At 66.2% G+C, this 16340-nt stretch carries 16 protein-coding genes; 9 read left to right on the forward strand and 7 right to left on the reverse strand.

Annotation, left to right across the window (positions count from 1 at the left end; translation table 11 throughout):
- Window positions 1–106: 106 nt before the first annotated feature.
- Complete coding sequence (locus QMG80_RS16840) at window positions 107–916, reverse strand: DODA-type extradiol aromatic ring-opening family dioxygenase (protein ID WP_085773450.1); 810 nt, start codon at window positions 914–916, stop codon at window positions 107–109.
- A 173-nt stretch (window positions 917–1089) separates the two neighbouring features.
- Between QMG80_RS16840 and QMG80_RS16845 the strand changes: the two genes are divergently transcribed.
- Window positions 1090–1425: a hypothetical protein gene (locus QMG80_RS16845; protein ID WP_085770235.1), complete on the forward strand. Its 336-nt coding sequence runs from the start codon at window positions 1090–1092 to the stop codon at window positions 1423–1425.
- A gap of 256 nt (window positions 1426–1681) precedes the next feature.
- Here QMG80_RS16845 and QMG80_RS16850 read toward each other — a convergent pair whose 3' ends face one another.
- Window positions 1682–2947 (reverse strand): IS4 family transposase, encoded by a 1266-nt coding sequence (locus tag QMG80_RS16850; RefSeq protein WP_245299997.1) that lies wholly within the window; start codon window positions 2945–2947, stop codon window positions 1682–1684.
- A gap of 74 nt (window positions 2948–3021) precedes the next feature.
- Window positions 3022–3309 carry a class III extradiol ring-cleavage dioxygenase family protein gene (locus QMG80_RS16855; RefSeq protein WP_085770236.1) on the reverse strand — a complete coding sequence of 96 codons (288 nt, stop codon included), beginning with the start codon at window positions 3307–3309 and terminating at the stop codon, window positions 3022–3024.
- Between the two features lie 244 nt (window positions 3310–3553).
- Here QMG80_RS16855 and QMG80_RS16860 point away from each other — a divergent pair, with 244 nt between their 5' ends.
- The 5 genes from QMG80_RS16860 to QMG80_RS16880 all read left to right on the forward strand — a co-directional run bounded on the left by QMG80_RS16860 (window position 3554) and on the right by QMG80_RS16880 (window position 8050).
- Window positions 3554–3943, forward strand: coding sequence for a hypothetical protein (locus QMG80_RS16860; RefSeq protein ID WP_102938049.1), 390 nt, complete (start codon window positions 3554–3556; stop codon window positions 3941–3943).
- 41 nt (window positions 3944–3984) lie between these two features.
- Window positions 3985–5076, forward strand: a complete 1092-nt coding sequence (locus QMG80_RS16865) for a DUF4424 family protein (RefSeq protein ID WP_085770238.1) — start codon at window positions 3985–3987, stop codon at window positions 5074–5076.
- A 139-nt stretch (window positions 5077–5215) separates the two neighbouring features.
- Window positions 5216–6493 carry an adenylate/guanylate cyclase domain-containing protein gene (locus QMG80_RS16870; protein ID WP_085770239.1) on the forward strand — a complete coding sequence of 426 codons (1278 nt, stop codon included), beginning with the start codon at window positions 5216–5218 and terminating at the stop codon, window positions 6491–6493.
- A gap of 173 nt (window positions 6494–6666) precedes the next feature.
- The gene (locus tag QMG80_RS16875) at window positions 6667–7326 is read left to right on the forward strand and encodes a hypothetical protein (protein WP_199769021.1); all 660 of its coding nucleotides are present in this window, start codon (window positions 6667–6669) and stop codon (window positions 7324–7326) included.
- 4 nt (window positions 7327–7330) lie between these two features.
- Window positions 7331–8050, forward strand: coding sequence for a Crp/Fnr family transcriptional regulator (locus tag QMG80_RS16880; RefSeq protein WP_158658565.1), 720 nt, complete (start codon window positions 7331–7333; stop codon window positions 8048–8050).
- A 19-nt stretch (window positions 8051–8069) separates the two neighbouring features.
- Here the strand turns inward: QMG80_RS16880 and QMG80_RS16885 are convergent, their stop codons facing one another.
- Both QMG80_RS16885 and QMG80_RS16890 read right to left on the reverse strand, forming a co-directional pair.
- A complete protein-coding gene (locus QMG80_RS16885) occupies window positions 8070–9074 on the reverse strand; it encodes a P1 family peptidase (protein WP_085770241.1) in 1005 nt (334 codons plus the stop codon).
- 11 nt (window positions 9075–9085) lie between these two features.
- Window positions 9086–10264, reverse strand: a complete 1179-nt coding sequence (locus QMG80_RS16890) for a serine hydrolase domain-containing protein (protein WP_085770242.1) — start codon at window positions 10262–10264, stop codon at window positions 9086–9088.
- Window positions 10265–10323: 59 nt separating this feature from the next.
- Here QMG80_RS16890 and uvrB point away from each other — a divergent pair, with 59 nt between their 5' ends.
- Window positions 10324–12957 carry an excinuclease ABC subunit UvrB gene (gene uvrB, locus QMG80_RS16895; RefSeq protein ID WP_085770243.1) on the forward strand — a complete coding sequence of 878 codons (2634 nt, stop codon included), beginning with the start codon at window positions 10324–10326 and terminating at the stop codon, window positions 12955–12957.
- A gap of 10 nt (window positions 12958–12967) precedes the next feature.
- On the opposite strand, the gene QMG80_RS16900 is transcribed toward uvrB, so the two are convergent.
- Window positions 12968–13633 (reverse strand): metallophosphoesterase family protein, encoded by a 666-nt coding sequence (locus QMG80_RS16900; protein ID WP_085770244.1) that lies wholly within the window; start codon window positions 13631–13633, stop codon window positions 12968–12970.
- A gap of 106 nt (window positions 13634–13739) precedes the next feature.
- On the opposite strand from QMG80_RS16900, the gene QMG80_RS16905 reads away from it, so the two are divergent.
- A complete protein-coding gene (locus tag QMG80_RS16905) occupies window positions 13740–14297 on the forward strand; it encodes a nucleoside deaminase (RefSeq protein ID WP_245300032.1) in 558 nt (185 codons plus the stop codon).
- 9 nt (window positions 14298–14306) lie between these two features.
- Here the strand turns inward: QMG80_RS16905 and QMG80_RS16910 are convergent, their stop codons facing one another.
- Window positions 14307–15527, reverse strand: a complete 1221-nt coding sequence (locus QMG80_RS16910) for a TIGR03862 family flavoprotein (protein WP_085770245.1) — start codon at window positions 15525–15527, stop codon at window positions 14307–14309.
- A 336-nt stretch (window positions 15528–15863) separates the two neighbouring features.
- On the opposite strand from QMG80_RS16910, the gene QMG80_RS16915 reads away from it, so the two are divergent.
- On the forward strand, window positions 15864–16253 hold the full coding sequence (locus QMG80_RS16915; RefSeq protein WP_085770246.1) for a hypothetical protein: 390 nt from the start codon (window positions 15864–15866) through the stop codon (window positions 16251–16253).
- Window positions 16254–16340: the final 87 nt, after the last annotated feature.

Raw genomic sequence — 16340 nt, forward strand, 5'->3', positions numbered from 1 at the left:
GTCTCGAAGGATGTGGGATTTGAGAGAAATCCGCGGTTGGGCGCCCTTCGAGACGCCCGCTTTGCGGGCTCCTCAGGGCGAGGGACCGGGGCTTAATGCGCGCTCCTCACCCAAACGCAAATCCCGATACCGACTTACTCCAGAATTCGCCATGAAAGACCTGACGCCCGCGGTCCTGCCCCGCGGCGCCGGCGATGACGAAGAGCGGCTCCAAATGCTCCGGGGTTGGATGACTGGCCCTTGCGCCCGGCGCGTCGAGCCATTCGCCGAGCCGCCTGTCGCGCGCGTCGCAATCCTCAACCAACAACGTCTGCGTCAGCCAATCGTCAAAACTCCTTGCTGACGCGCGCGGCGCTTCGTCGCCAGAAAAGAATTCGCGCAAATTATGATAGCTCAGGCCGCTGCCGATAATCAGCACGCCCTCCTCTCGCAGCGGCGCAAGCGCGCGACCGATCTCGATGTGCCGCGCGACTGAGGCGCCTTTCTGCAACGACATTTGCAGCACGGGCGTCTCGGCGCGCGGATGGATCAGCATCATCGGAACGAACACGCCGTGATCGAATCCGCGCCCGCGCGCCTCGTCGCAGGCGATACCCGCTTCGCCAAGCAGCGCGCGCACGCGCGCCGCGAGCTGAGGCGCGCCAGGCGCGGGATAGCTCAGCCGATAGGTGTGCTCGGGAAAGCCGTAATAATCGAAGAGCATGCCGGGCGCGGGGTCGGCGTCGACGGTCGGCCGTTCCGTCTCCCAATGCGCCGAGACCACGAGAAAAGCCTTCGGCGGCGCCGGCAGGCTCGCTTCAATGCCCTCGAGAAAGCTGCGCAGTCCATCCCACATGCCGGGCGGACCGAAGCCCTGCATGAACGGCCAGGGTCCGCCGCCATGCGGGACGAAGAGAACCGGTTGTCTTTGCGTCATCTCGCTCCTTTCACGGTCGAGCGCAGCCAACACGCCAGACCTTGCCCGCCGACCTTTCCTCTTGTCTGTGTCCTAGCAAACAGCGCCGCGGGGCGAAAACCGGCATTGTCCTTTTACGCCTCGGGAACAGCTCACTCCGACCCGAGACGCAAACGAGTAAAAGGACAATCGTCGTGAACTTGATCAAGACTCTTCTCCTCGCCGGCAGCGTCTCCCTGGCTCTGGTTTCCTTCGTCCCCGAGGCCTTGGCCCGCGGTGGACACGGCGGCCATCACGGCCATCACGGTCATCATCACGGGCATCACAGCCATCACGGTCATCACAGCCATCACGGGCATCACGGGCATTGGGGACGCCACGGACATTGGGGCCATGGTTGGGGCCATGGCTGGGGCCATCGCGGGTGGGGCCATCGCGGGTGGGGCGTCATCCCCGGCGGCGCGGCGCGTGCCTGCCCGGTCGGCTACCACCTCGGCCCTCTGGGCCGCCGCTGCCACCCCAATATCTAAAGCGCGATGCGAAAAAGTGGAAACCGGTTGTTCGCGCAAAGCGTGCTCTGCACTCTGAGAACCGATCACCTCTTCCGCGTTCAGGCGACCGCCTGAACGCAACGTGATCCGGCGTCGAAACCGTCGCCGGCCTCGCCCCCGACGATATCGAGGATGGGGAGCTGCCATTCTGATTTCTCCCCGACCAACCGATGACGCCATCGGCCCTCCACGTCTCTCTTTCCGCCTCCTGCCGCTCCCCCCGGCCCTACCAGATTCACATAACTTGGCTTGCCGTGATTGCGTTGACGCCCTGCTTTGCGGCTTGGAACTGGAGCCAACCCTGGAGCATGACGACGGGGCCTGGTTTTCCGTAGTATCCGGTCCAGCCTCCCAGGCGTGCGCAGACCCAGGCGGCGTAGGCGAGAGAGCCTTTGGGGTGGGGGTTCTTTTGTCTTTGCGTTTTGCCTTCGAGCGTGGCGCAAAGGGCTTCGAGGAGGGGGATGTCGGCTTCCTCGAAAGCGTCGCTGACTGGGCGCAATCGGCCTTTTGCGCCGCCGCCGTCGCGGGCGTGGACGAGTTGCTGGACGGTGACGGCGGCGATCAGCGCGGCCATCACCAGGTTGCAGCGGGGAACGTCGTCCTCGATGCGCAGGCCTTCAATGTCGAAGCCCTGCGTCTTCATCGTGCGGAACAATTGCTCGATCGCCCAGCGGCGGCGGTAAAGCTCCCCGACTTGCAGAGCTTCGCGCAAATCGGCGACGGGATAGGTGGTTATGAGCCGCCAATGGATGGTCTCGCCGGAAGGCGGATCGACCTCTCGCAGATCGACGAGATGCAGGCTCAAGCTTTCCGGCAAGCCTTCGTCGACGCTGTTTTTGGGCCGCTTCAGCTCGATGCGGGAAAAGCGCGCCGCCAAGGTCGTCTGGCGCGCGGGGCGGCCGGGTTTGGCCGGCAAATCCAGCCGGGTTCGTCCCGCCTCGGGCAGAGCGTCGGCTGTGGCGAACAGACGCCCGCCGTCCTCGAGGCTGCGATCCTGCGCCGCACGCACGATCATATGCGCCTGCGCAGGACGCTGCGCGAAGGCGGCGTAAATATCGCTCTCGCGATCCGCGACGATCGTGATCTCGCGCGCGCTCCGGCAGGCCCGCGCGGCGTCGTCCGCCCCCTCCAGCCAGCGCTGGCTCTCCTTCGCCACGGTCGGCAGGGCCCGCCTTTGCCCCTTGCGGCCTTCCTCGCGCTTGAGGAACCGCGCATGCGCCAGGCCCAGCAGCGTCCCGTCGTCCGCGTCCACCGCCGCGCAAACATGCAGATAAAGCCCGCCGCCGCCGGAAGACTTGACCACCGTGGTGTCCTGGATCGCCAGCACGTGGCGATCCGCGCAACGCAGACCGAGACGCTCCGCCGCATGCGCAGCCATCTCGCCGGGGCTCACATTCCGATTGCGAAGGAAGCGGGTCAGGCGAATTTCTCCCGCCCGATCCCCGCCCAACCGTCGCACCCGTAGTCCCCGACCGACCGCCGACACCAGACGGGCGTGCAAAAACGCCCCCCTTTTTCCAGGCGACGGTCGCCAAACCGCCCCAGCGAAACCTCCGACATCCCCAACCTCCCAAATCACGCGGGAGAAGGAATCAGAGTTCCGCGTCCGCCGCAAACCACGATGTGTGAATGCCGTAGCCCCCCGGCCGGAGGCGGCTCTTTTGCTGACGCACGCGGCGCTTCGTCGTCGGAGAAGAATTCGCGCAGATTATGATGGCTCATGCCGCTGCCGAGGATCGCCACGCCCTCCTCGCGCAGCGGCGCGAGCGCGCAGTCGATCCCGATGTGCCGCGCAACCGAGGCGCCTTTCTGCAGTGACTTTTGCAGCAGGGGCGTCTCGGCGCGCGGATGGATCGGCATCATCGGATGAACACGCCGTGATCGCACCCGCGCCCGCGCGCCTCGTCGCAGGCGATACCCGCTTCTCCAAGCAGAGCGCGCACGCGCGCCGCGAGCTGAGGCGCGCCGTGACGCCTCTCCCGCAGACCTCTCGGCTCGCCTGTCACCTGCGGAACAGCGCCGCGGGGCTGGAACCGGCATTGTCCTTTCACGCCTCGGGAACAGCTCACTCCGGCCCGAGACGCAACCGAGAGAAAGGACAATCGTCATGAACATGATCAAGACTCTTCTCGCCGCGGCCGGCGTCTCCCTGGCTCTGGTTTCCTTCATCCCAGAAGCCTCGGCCCATGGCGGGCATGGCGGACACGGCGGACACGGCGGCCATCACGGTCATCATGGGGGCCACGGCAGACATCACGGCCATCGCGGCTTCGGCCACCGGCATTGGGGACGCCACGGACATTGGGGCCATCACTGGGGCTGGGGCCACGGCCATCGCTGGGGCTGGCGGCACAGGGGCTTCCGTTGGCGCCACCACTACCGTTTTGCCTACGGCTATCGCGGGCCGAGTTTTGTCTACGGCGGCGCGGCGCGGGCCTGCCCGGTCGGCTACCACCTCGGCTATCTCGGCCGCTACTGCCACCCCAATCGCTACTGAGCCCTGCTGAACGCGCCGTCGCGTCCCTTGCAATCTCCCTCATGCGGGGATTGCAAGGCTTCGAGATCCGCGCGCCGCCGCGCCGCAATTCCTCCCCCAATCTCTCGCTCGTCATGGAGAGCATCATGAACAAGACCTCGCGGGTCTTCGCGACCCTTCTTTGCGCCAGCATGACCGGCTTCATCCTGAACGCCCAGGCCGCGACCTCGAAGCTCGCGGCGGACGACAGCGACGAGCAGCCGCCGGCGCTGGCTGTCGGCGCGCTGCAAGTCTCGACCGACGCGCCGCTGACGGTGACCGCCATGTCCATAGAGGTGACGGCCGATAAGATCGCCTATTCCTACGGCTTCAAGAATGAACGCTCGACCGCCATAGACATGCTCGGCACGGTGACGATGCCGACGCTGGACGCGAGCGGCCAGGACGACGCCCCGCAGCTCCCCCGGCTCGACGCGGGCAATCCGGTCGGGCTCAAGGTTGCAACGAGCGCTGGGCCGATCGCGACAAAAGCCCACGCCAAGGCTTGGGCGCTCGAGATGAACCGGCAGGCCGAGCTTGCGGCGGCCAACATCCCGCTGCTCCCCTTCGGGTCCGAAACGATCAAGGCTTTGCAAGATGCGCCCGCCGATGTGATTGCGAAGCTGAAGCGCCTCGGGCTGATCGCGCCTCGCGACCCCGCAAAACCCACCGAGGCCTATGAGCCGGCCTGGTCGCTCGACGTGACGCGGGAACTGGACATCAGCCTGCCCGCCAATGCGGAGACGCGTGTCAATCTCGCTTTCTCGCCGATCCGCTCGGACTATGAGCTGGCGCAAGAGAACGACGACGATCTCGACGAGCTGAAGGGCGAATATTGCCTCTCGCCGAGCACGCTCGCAAGGTTGCGCGCCCGCATGAAGTCCGGCGCCGGATGGCAAGTCTCCGAGCTCGCCGTCGACGTCTCCGCGCCCTCGACCGCCTTCAGCGCCCCTGCCGCGACTCTTTCGGTGCGCAAGCCCTCAGAGAACGCGATCGTCGCCTTCTGCGGGGCCGATGAAAAGACGCTCGGCGCCGAAACCGTCGCCGGCCTCGCGCCCGATGATATCGAGGATGGCGAGCTCCATATTCTGATTTTCTCCCCGGCTGACCGATAACGCCGCCGGCCTCCCGCTCCTCCCTTCACGCCTCCTGCCGATCCCCTGGCCGGAGGCGGCTTTTTTGCGTCTCGCAAGGCGTGACGGCCTCTCCCGCAACCGCTATGAACGCGGGGCCGCGCATGCTCGAGACACAGGGATGGAAATGGAGGAGCCCGCCGTCAAGCGCACTCTCGCCGCGATGGTGATGGCGGATGTCGTCGGCTACAGCCGCCTCATGAGCGAGGACGAGCCCGGGACGGTCCGCCGCCTCAAGGCGTGCAAGGCGCTCTGTGTCGATCCGCTCGTGCGCCGGCTCGGCGGCCGCGTCATCGACGCGGTCGGAGACAGCCTCTTTCTCGAATTCGCGAGCGTCGTGGACGCGACGCGCTGCGCGATCGCCCTGCAGCAGCGCATCGCTGAATGGAATCGCCCCTTCCCCGAGGACAAGCGGATCGTCTATCGAATGGGCGTCAACATCGGCGACGTGATCTTGAGTGACCGCAGCCTTTTTGGAGACAGCGTCAATGTTGCGGCGAGACTGCAAACCCTCGCGGAACCCGGAGGGATCTGCCTTTCCAGCGCCGCCGTGGACCAAATCCGCCAGAATATCGATGCGGATTTCGTCTCCGTCGGCGCGCACACGGTAAAGAACATCGAGCGTCCCATCGAAGCTTTCGCGCTCTCGGCCGACGCGATCGCCCATAGGCCGAGGGAGAGCCTGCCCGCGAAGGCCAGGCCGCCCTTGTGGCGCTTCGCCGTCCTCGCCAGCGCCGCCGGCTTGCTCGTGGTTGCGGCCTATTTGGTTCAGCTCGAATGGAAGCGCCTCGCGCGAGAGAGGCTCATCTCGCGCCTCGACGCCCTTCTCACTGAGACGCAAGCGAACGCGAATGAGCGGGCGCGGCGGCGCCTCATCGATCAATATCTCGCGATCGGCGAGCACCGCGCGCTGGCGATCGCGCCGCGTGCGCAAAATCACTGGTGGACGGGCGACTGGCCGAGCGCAGCGACAGCGGAAGAAAAGGCGCTCGAACGCTGTCAGATCCGTTTCGGCGAGCCTTGCGCGCTCGCCGCGCGCGACGAGACGCTCTTGCTCGGGCCCAAGGACGCCGAATCCGCCGTGCGCTCGACGGCAAAAGTCGACTACGCCGGCGTCTTCGATCCCTCCAAGATTCCCGCCGTGCGCGACGTGATCGCCGGGCGGCCCGATGTCGCCGGCTATGCGAACGCCCTCGAGCCCAAGGCCGCGGCTATACATCCAAGAGGCGTCATCACAACGGTGACCGGGGCGGCGACGCAACGTAAGGCGGAGATTCAGGCCCTGAAAAGCTGCAACGCCGAGCCCACGCGAGAGGGCGATGGCGAATGTTTTCTCTACGCCACAGGCAATCAGGTCGTTCTGCCGATGCGAAAAACGACGGCGCTGACGAAGCCTTGATCCTCGCGCGCGACGGCTGCGTCTCGCCATAGCTCTTGAACGCGCCAAGAGCGTGATCCGAAAAAGTGAAATCAAAGGACGACGGGAGAGCAGATCTTCGCTGTTCCCCGCGTGACAGCGCGGCCGGAGCGACGGGTCTAGAGCATGTCCTACCCTTGAAGGAGCCATGAGTCATGATCCCGCTTCGCCGCTCGTTGATCGCGGTCGCCCTGCTCGCCTGTCTATTCTCCTCCTCCTGCGATCGGCCGCAAGAGGCGGTCGTGACTCCGCGGGCGCGGGAGATGACCCGCGTGCTCGAAAGCATGGACGTTCCATCGAGATGGATCGCCGGCCAGCATGTCGACTGGCAGAGCGGCCTGCCGGACGGCGTGCCGATGAGGTCCGCCGGGCGTCACACCCATTGCAGCGCCTTCGTCGCGGCGGCGGCGCAAAGGCTCGGCGTCTATATCTTACGTCCCCCAGAGCACTCGCAGAAGCTGCTCGCCAATGCGCAGAACGAATGGCTCGCCGAGGAGGGCGCCGCCGCCGGATGGAAGCGGCTTGACGGACCGGCCGAAGCGCAAGACGCCGCCAATCGAGGCTTGCTCGTCGTGGCGAGCTATCGCAGCCACCGAGCCAGCAAGCCCGGGCACATCGCCGTCATCCGGCCGGCGGAGAGAAGCGCCTATGAGACGGCTCTCTTCGGTCCGGACGTGATCCAGGCTGGAGCCGTCAACAGCAACAGCATCAATATTCGCCGGGCCTTCGCCGGGCATCCGTCGGCCTGGCGCGACAATGAAATCGACTATTATGCCCACCCGGTGCATCTTGGAGAGACGGGCGGAGACAGATAGACGCATGAGCGAGGTCGAACGCATCTTTCCGCTCCTCGCCGCGTCGCCCCTCTTTGGCGTGGCCGAGCCAGAGGCCCTGCGCGCCTGCGCCGCCGGCTTCCGACGCGTGGACTTCGCCAAGAACGAGATGCTTTTCAGCCGCGGCGATCCCGCGGACCACATCTACATCGTTCTAGAGGGTCGGGTGCGGCTTTCGATCGGCACCGCGGAAGGTAAGGAGCTCAGCTTCCAGATCGCGGGGCCCGGCGACCTCTTCGGCGAGATCGGCGTGCTCGATGGCGAGACGCGCAGCGCCGAGGCGACCGCCGTGGACGCAACCACCGCCTATCAATTAGAGAAGGCTGAATTTCAACGCCTGCGTCGAGAGCATTCGAGTCTTTCGGAGTCCGTGATCCGATTTCTCTGCCGTCGGTTGCGGACCGTGAGCGACAAGCTCGAGATCATCGTTCTCTATTCACTCGAGGCACGGCTCGCGCGCTTTCTGTTGAGCGCGCTGGAGGGACAGCCGGAGGCCGCCGGCCGTCGCATTCCTCTCGCGCTCGGCTATTCGCAGAGCGAGCTTGCGCAACTCCTCGGCGCGAGCCGGCCGAAACTCAACGCCGCATTGGGGAGCCTGGAGAAGGCCGGAGCCATCAAGCGCACCCAGGACCGCCTCTTCTGCGACCGCGCGCTGCTGACGAACATCGCCGAGAGCGAAGGGCCGCCGGCCGTCAGGAAACAGTGAACAGGGGCGCGGGCCCGCCCTACCCTCTCGCGCCGAACGCCTCGCGCCAGCTCGGCAAAGCGCCGGCAATCTTCAGCGGCGTCGCCTCATAGACCGCGCGCGCGATGGCGCGCGCCAGCGTGTCGGCGGCGATCATGCCGATCTCGGCGAGCTCGCGCGCGGTGGGCGGGCGCGGGTTGCGCTCGGTCGAAGCCGCGAAGATGAGATCGCCGTCGAGCGCCGCATGCGACGGACGCAGCGCATGCGCCATTCCGTCATGCGCCTGGATCGCGACGCGCTTCGCCTGCCCCTTGCTCATCGGCGCGTCGGTGGCGACGACCGCAATGTTGGTGTTGGCGAGCGCATCGGTCTTCAGGCGCATGGAAAGCGCCGTCTCGGGCGGCGGCGACGGCCAGCCGAGGCCTCCATATTCAGCCTCGCGCTCGAAAGGCGCGGCCCAGAAATGCGGGCCGTCGCCAATGGTGGCCTGCCCCACGCTGTTGACGGCGACGATCGCGCCAACGACATAGCCGCCAGAGGTCACCGCGCTGGCGGAGCCCAGCCCTCCTTTGAGATTGACGGTGGTGGCGCCGAGCCCCGCACCGACGGAGCCCAGCGCGAAGTCTCGCGCGGGGTTGCTCGCCGCAGCGAAGCCCAGATCCCAGTAGGGCGCGCGGCCGCTCCAATTCTTGTCGCCGCCGTTGAGCAGGTCAAACAGGATGGCGCCGGGGACGATGGGAACGCGCGCGTCGCCGATCGCGAAGCCCCGTCCGCTCGCACGCAACCGCTCGATGACGCCGCCCACCGCGTCGAGGCCGAAGGCCGAGCCGCCGGAAAGAACGAGCGCGTCGATCCGCTCCACGGTCATCTCCGGTTCGAGCAGGGCCGTGTCGCGCACGCCCGGCGCGCCGCCGTGAATGGCGATGGAGGCGACGGCCGGCGCATCGAAGATGACGGCGGTGACGCCGGAGGCCAGCGTCGCATCCTGCGCATGGCCGACGAGAACGCCCGGGACGTCGGTGATGAGATTGGCGGACGCGGCCATGGCGGCGACTTTCAGCTTGAGTAACGCTTGTAGAGCGTCTCCTGCGCCTCGCTCGCCGCGGCCTCCGCCTGCTTCTCGGGAAAATTGGTCAGCACGACGACGCCGAGATCCTTGTCGCGATCGACGAGGATTTTCGCGAAATTCATCGAATTGGAGCCGTTGTGGGTCAGCACGGCCGTGGGCGTCCAGTCGAATTTCACGAGGCCCCAGCCGAGCGCATACTCGCCCTCTTGCGGCGTCCCGGGACGCGGGTTCGCCAGCTTGCCGGTGCTCACATGCGCGCGGTGAATGCGCTCCAGCGTCTCGGGCTTCACCAGCGCCGGTCCGCGCTTGCCGCCGCCCGCATTCCAGCCGGCCCAGCTCGCGAAATCGACGACGGACATATGCGCGGCGCCGGCGGGCCCGAGCGCAGGCGGCACATCGGCCGGCGCGGCCCAGGGAACGGGCGTGGCCGCGCCGTCGTCGCCGATCTGATAGCCGATCGGCGCGTCATATTTTCCGGTGGTCGCCTGCGGCCCGATCCCCGCCGTGCTCAGGCGCAGCGGCGTGAAGATCCGATTGATCATCAGCTCTTCCCAGGAGACGCCGAGGGCGGTCTCGATCATCGCGCCGGCGATGACATAGCCGAGATTAGCGTAATGGAACTCCGCGCCCGGCTTCGTCGCCGGCGCGTGATTCTTCCACGCGTTCAGCAGGCGCAACCGCTGCGTCGGCAGGTCAGATTTGAAGGCGTCGCCGGTGAAATAGAGATTGAGGATCTCGTCCGTGTCGGAGGGAATTCCCCCCGTATGCGAGAGGAGCTGCTCCAGCGTCACAGCCGCGAGCTTGGGGTCAATGCCGGTGACTTTGGCGCCGAGCACGTCGCCAATCGTCGAGTCCCAGCGCAGCTTGCCCGCCTCCACCGCCATGCCGCCGAGCGTCGCGGTCATCGCCTTGGTGTCGGAGCCGAGGTGGAAGCGATCGTTGACCGTGACCTTCCTGTCGCTATTCAACAGGCGCGCGCCCACGGCGCTGGCCGCGACGATCTGGCCCTTGCGCACGATCGCGCCAGCGAGCGCCGGCAGCCCATGCTTGGCGCGCAGAGGCTCCAGCACGTCTTCGAGGCGCGGCGCCGGTTGCGTGCGCGCGAGAGCCGCGCCGGGCGAGGCCAGCGCGGCGAGCGAAAATTTGAGCCAGGAGCGTCGATTCATACGGCCCAGTCTAGGCCCTTAATCGTCTCCGCGAAAGCGGCGCCCCAGGCCTAAGCCGCATGCGCCTTCCCTCCTGGCGCTCGATCCCCCATATTGCGCGCATGCCCGCGCCTAAGAAGCCCAAATCCCCGATTCGCGCGACGCGCGCCAAGGCGGCGAAGCCGGAGCTTTCACCGCTCGAGCCGCATCTCGCGCAGCTGCTCAACCCGGCGCTGGTCCCGCGCAGCGACGGCTTCGAGGATAGGGGGCAAGCCCCCTATGAGGCGGGGCCGGCCACCGCGCTCAGCGCCGAGGAGATGGAGCGCTACGGACTCAAAGAGCCGAAGGGAGACGACAAGCGCAAGGGGAGCGGCGCAACTGTAGGCGGCGCCGCCACGGACTCCGGAGCCCAAGCGACGATCGACAGTCTCGACGAGCTGCTGCGGCTCGGCGATCCCCACATGCGCGACAAGGCGGCCTGGACGCCGCATCGACCGGAGCGGCCGCCGAAATCCGAGGGCGGCGTCAAATTCGAGCTCGTCTCCGAATATGAGCCTTGCGGCGACCAGCCGCACGCGATCGAGGAACTCGTCAAGGGAATCGAGGCGCAGGAGCGCGATCAGGTGTTGCTCGGCGTCACCGGCTCCGGAAAAACCTTCACGATGGCGCAGGTCATCGCCCGCACGCAGCGGCCGGCGCTGATCCTCGCGCCGAACAAGACGCTCGCCGCGCAGCTCTATGGCGAGTTCAAGAGCTTCTTCCCCAAGAACGCGGTGGAGTATTTCGTCTCCTATTACGACTATTACCAGCCCGAGGCCTATGTGCCGCGCTCGGACACCTACATCGAGAAGGAATCCTCGGTGAACGAGCAGATCGACCGCATGCGCCACGCCGCGACCCGCGCGCTTTTGGAGCGCGACGACGTGATCATCGTGGCCTCGGTGTCCTGCATCTACGGCATCGGTTCGGTCGAGACCTACACGGCGATGACCTTCTCGATCGCGCTGAATGAGAAGCTCGAGCAGCGCCAGCTCATCGCCGATCTCGTCGCCCTGCAGTACCGCCGCGTGGCGGCCGATTTCATCCGCGGGACCTTCCGCGTGCGCGGTGACACGATCGACGTGTTTCCGGCGCACTACGAGGACCGCGCCTGGCGCATCAATTTCTTCGGCGACGAGGTCGAGTCCATTCACGAATTCGATCCGCTGACCGGCAAGAAGACCGTCGATCTCGAATTCGTGAAGATCTACGCCAACTCGCATTATGTGACGCCGCGCCCGACGCTCCTGCAATCGGTGAAGGGCATAAAGGACGAGCTGCGGATGCGGCTCGACGAGCTGAACCGCTCCGGACGCCTGCTCGAGGCGCAGCGGCTCGAGCAGCGCACGCGCTTCGATATGGAGATGATGGAGGCAACCGGCGCCTGCGCCGGCATCGAGAATTACTCGCGCTATCTCACGGGACGCAAGCCCGGCGAGCCGCCGCCCACGCTCTTCGAATATCTGCCCGACAACGCCATCGTCTTCGCGGACGAGAGTCACGTGTCGGTGCCGCAGATCGGCGGCATGTATCGCGGCGACTTCCGACGTAAGGCGACGCTCGCCGAATATGGCTTCCGCCTGCCCTCTTGCATGGACAATCGTCCCTTGCGCTTCGAGGAATGGGACGCAATGCGTCCGCAGACGGTCAGCGTTTCGGCGACGCCGGGCAATTGGGAAATGGAGCGCACCGCGGGCGTTTTCGTCGAGCAGGTCATCCGCCCAACGGGCCTCATCGACCCGCCCGTCGAGATCCGCGAGGCGCGCAGCCAGGTCGACGATCTGCTCCACGAGGCGCGTGTGACGATCGACATGGGCTATCGCGCGCTGGTGACCGTGCTGACGAAACGCATGGCCGAGGATCTGACCGAATATCTGCACGAGCACGGCATTCGCGTGCGCTACATGCATTCCGACATCGACACGATCGAGCGCATCGAGATCATCCGCGACCTGCGGCTCGGCGCCTTCGACGTGCTCGTCGGCATCAATCTGCTGCGCGAGGGCCTGGACATTCCCGAGTGCGGACTGGTGGCGATCCTCGACGCCGACAAGGAAGGCTTCTTGCGCAGCGAGACCTCGCTGATCCAGACGATCGGCCGCGCCGCGCGCAATGTCGACGGACGCGTGATCCTCTATGCTGATCGCATCACCGGTTCGATGCAACGCGCGATCGATGAAACGGACCGCCGCCGCAAGAAGCAGGAGGCCTACAACGCCGAGCACGGGATCACGCCGGCCTCGATCAAGCGCGGCATCGCCGACATTCTCGGCTCCGTCTATGAGCAGGACCATCTGACGGTCGAAACCGGCGTCGAGATCGCGCCGGGCCATAATCTGCAGGCGGTGATGGCCGAGCTCGAGAAGAAGATGAAGGCGGCGGCGGCCGATCTCGCTTTCGAGGAGGCCGCGCGGCTGCGCGACGAAATCCACCGTCTGCAGCGCGCCGAGCTTCTGGCCGAGGCCGGGCCGATCAAACATCTCCGTACGGCCTCGGGCGGTGCGGGCGACGGCGCCGTTCCCGGCTCACGCGCGCGAAAACCGACCGACGCCGACATGGGCCCGCACAACTTCGGCGGCGGCGAAGCGCGCCCTCTGGGCCGACCGGCGCCGGCGCCGCGCTCGACCATGGGGAAGCCCGGGACAAGGGCGGTGAAGGGCAAGAGCAAGTCGTAGGGACTCCGCCCTACCTCACGCTGATCGTATGAAACGGCTTCGCCTCTCGCTCATCGAAGAAGGCGGCGGAGAGCGTTCCGCCGTAGACGGCGCCGGTGTCGAGATCGCATCGGTTGGCCCTGATCTCGGGCGCGGGTCCGAGGCCCCGATACTGCACGGGCGTATGGCCGTGCACGACATATTTGGGGAAGGCGCCGTCAAAATTGAGGAACTTGTCTCTGATCCAGAGCTTCACATGCTCTTCCTGCTCCTCGATCGGAAGGCCGGGAGCGAGGCCCGCGTGGACGAATATGCGCAAGGAATCCTCGTAGGAGGTGGGGAGAGACGCCATCCACGCTGAGTCCTTGCTGAACTCACCCAAATGATCATGATAGGACCGCAGCGTCTCGACGCCGCCATTGGCCAGAAATTGCGAGGCCTCAATGGGACCGCTGCGGCAGCTTGACATCATCTCCTCATGGTTGCCGCGCAGACAGACGGCTCCCGTCTCTTGCAGATGGCGCAATAGCCGCACGACCTCGCGAGAGGCCGGACCGCGGTCGACATAGTCGCCGAGAAAGACCAACCGCGGCGGCTGCGGCCATTTTTGTTCTTCAGCATAGTCGGCGACCTTGTTCAGCAGGCGCGTGAGCGTCTCATGCATCCCGTGGATATCGCCGATCGCGACCTTGATCATTGTCCCTCGCGCATTTCCGAGCGAAGATGTCCCCTGCGACGGCGTTTGGCAAACTTGGCGCCGAGCCGTAGCGAATCCTACCCACCGCGTTCAAGATGGAGATGAGATGACACGCTGCAGTTGCAGCGCCTGCGCGCCCCCTGCTCGACGCGGCGCGCTCCGCGCTCTGTTGGGAGCAGTCCTCGCCGCGGCGTCCCGCCCAGCCTTCGCGCGCGCGACGCTCAAGCCGGCGCAGGCTCAGGACGAGCGCTTCATGCGCCTCGCCTTGGCCGAGGCGGCGCAAGGCGATTTCCCCTTCGGCGCGGTAATCGTGAAGAACGGACAGGCGCTGGCCTTGGGCCGCAACAGCGGCAAGCGACTCAACGATCCGACCGCGCATGGCGAGATGATGGCCATTCGCGCTTTCATCGCCGCCCATCCGGCCGAGGAGATGAAGGGCGCGACGATCTACACGACCGGCGAGTCCTGTCCCATGTGCATGGGCGCGATCCTCTGGTGCGGCTTCGGCCGCGTCGTCTATGGCGCGTCGATCGAGGAGCTTTCGAAGGTCATCGGCCAGATCATGATCGACGACAAGACAATCGCCGCCGCCGCGCCCTTCGCCACCGTCGAGATCACCGGCGGCGTGCTGGCGAAGGAGGCGCTGGCGCTGTTTTCACGCTGACGCGCGACTCTAAGCTTCCAGTCCCAGAAAACGCGCCGCGCCCTTGCCCGCGGCGACCCCGGTCGAGAAGGCCGCCTGCAGCAGATAGCCGCCGGTCGGCGCGTCGAAGTCCAGCATCTCGCCAGCGACGAATAGTCCAGGCCGGGCCTTGAGCATGAGGCTTTCATCCAGCGCCTCGAAGGCCACGCCGCCGGCGGTCGAGATCGCGCGCTCGAATCCGGCGACGCCGGCAATCGTCAAAGGCGCGGCCTTCACGCGGGCGGCGAGCGCCTGCGGCTCCGACGGCAGCCCCTCGGGTGAGGCTTCGCGCAGTAGCGCAATGTCGATCTTGCTCAGCGCAAGTGTTTTGCGCAGATGCGTCGCGAGCGACGCCTTGCCGCGCGGACGCGTGACCTTTTCGGCTAGCGCCTCGATGCTCTGATCCGGGCGCAAATCGATCGTCAGGATTGCGGTCGCCCCTCTGGCGAGACTCTCGCGCAGGGCGGAAGCGAGCGCATAGGCCGGGCCGCCTTCGAGGCCGCGGCGCGTCACGACGAGATCGCCGCGCGCGGCTTTCTCACCATGAGAGACGCGCAGCGACTTCAGCGGCTGGCCCTCGAAACTTGCCAGGAAATGCGGGCTCCAGGCGAGATGCAGCGCGCAATTGGCCGGCGCGAGCGGCGTCAGCGCCACGCCCGCCTCCGCGAAGGCGCGAGCCCAGCCGCCGTCCGCGCCCAGCCGCGGCCAGGAGGCGCCCCCGAGCGCGAAGACGGCGGCGTCCGGGGTGATGTCGAAAGCGGCGCCTGCAGCGTCGCGAAGAGACAGCGTCCGCCCCTCTCCTAGCCCCAAGAACTCATGACGCGGCTTGAAGACGACACCCTGCTGCGCGAGCCGCGCAAGCAGCCCGCGCAGTAGCGGCGAGGCCTTGAAGCTCTTGGGGAAGACCCGGCCGCTCGTGCCGAGAAAAGTCTCCTCGCCCAGTCCCGCGCACCATTCACGCAAGTCCTGCGGAGAGAAGGCGCGGATGAAGGGCTCCAGTCGCCTCGCCGCGGCGCCGTAGCGCGTGAGGAACAGATCGAGCGGCTCGCTATGCGTCAGATTGAGCCCGCCGCGCCCGGCCATCAGAAATTTGCGCGCGGGGCTCGGCATATGGTCAAAGACCTCGACGCGCGCGCCGGCGCGAGCCAAGGCCTCGGCCGCGACGAGGCCGGCAGGTCCGGCGCCGATTACGGCGCAATAGGGAGCGGCGATGGGCGTGTCCTTCTGAGAGACGGCTAGCTCCCTCTCTCCGCTTGCGGGGTCAGGGGCGGGTCGAATTTCCGCGATGGTCCCGATTTCGGCTGAGATCCTTGCGATTGCAAGCCGAGTTGATTGAAAGCCAAGCCCCTCACCCTAACCCTCTCCCCGCTTGCGGGGAGAGGGATCTCCCTCGGGTCCGGCGTCAATGACCCGCCGGCCTGCGAGCCTGGACCGCACAGGCGTAGCTCCGATAGAGTGTTCTTCGGCGGTCAGCAAGAAGCTGAAGCCTGAGTTGGCGCGCTCGCCTGAAGAGGGCGCCGCAAATGTGACGTATGAGGAAAGTCCTGAATGAAAATCCTGCTTATCGGCTCGGCCGCCTGCATTATTGCTCTCATCACCACGGCTTGGCTGATGACACTCGCCAAATGGTTTCCGATCAAAGCCGTCGATCGCTTCGTCATCGACTATAAGACCATGATCAGGGCGCATGTGGACTATGCGCTGATGGCGCTGTTCGGCGTCGGATTTTACGGTTCCGGGGTGGAGCTGCCCGTCATCGCTTGCTGGTGCGTGGCGATCGGCGGCTTCTCCAATCCGACGGTTTTCACCATCGCGTCCTTCGACCCGAATTTCTGGAGCAAACCCTTGTGGCGGGTCTACACGGCCCTCAGCTTCGCCGTGTCGTCCGTCGGATTTGTCTGGATCGCATTCGCCCTCGCGATGCACGCGATGAAATAAGGGCTCTGCTCTTCGCAATCTTGGACGCCTATAATCGACAGATGATCCCGCTTCCTCTCGCGCTCACGCAGGGCGACCCCTCCGGCA

This window comes from Methylocystis bryophila (assembly GCF_027925445.1).
Taxonomy (GTDB): Bacteria; Pseudomonadota; Alphaproteobacteria; order Rhizobiales; family Beijerinckiaceae; genus Methylocystis; species Methylocystis bryophila.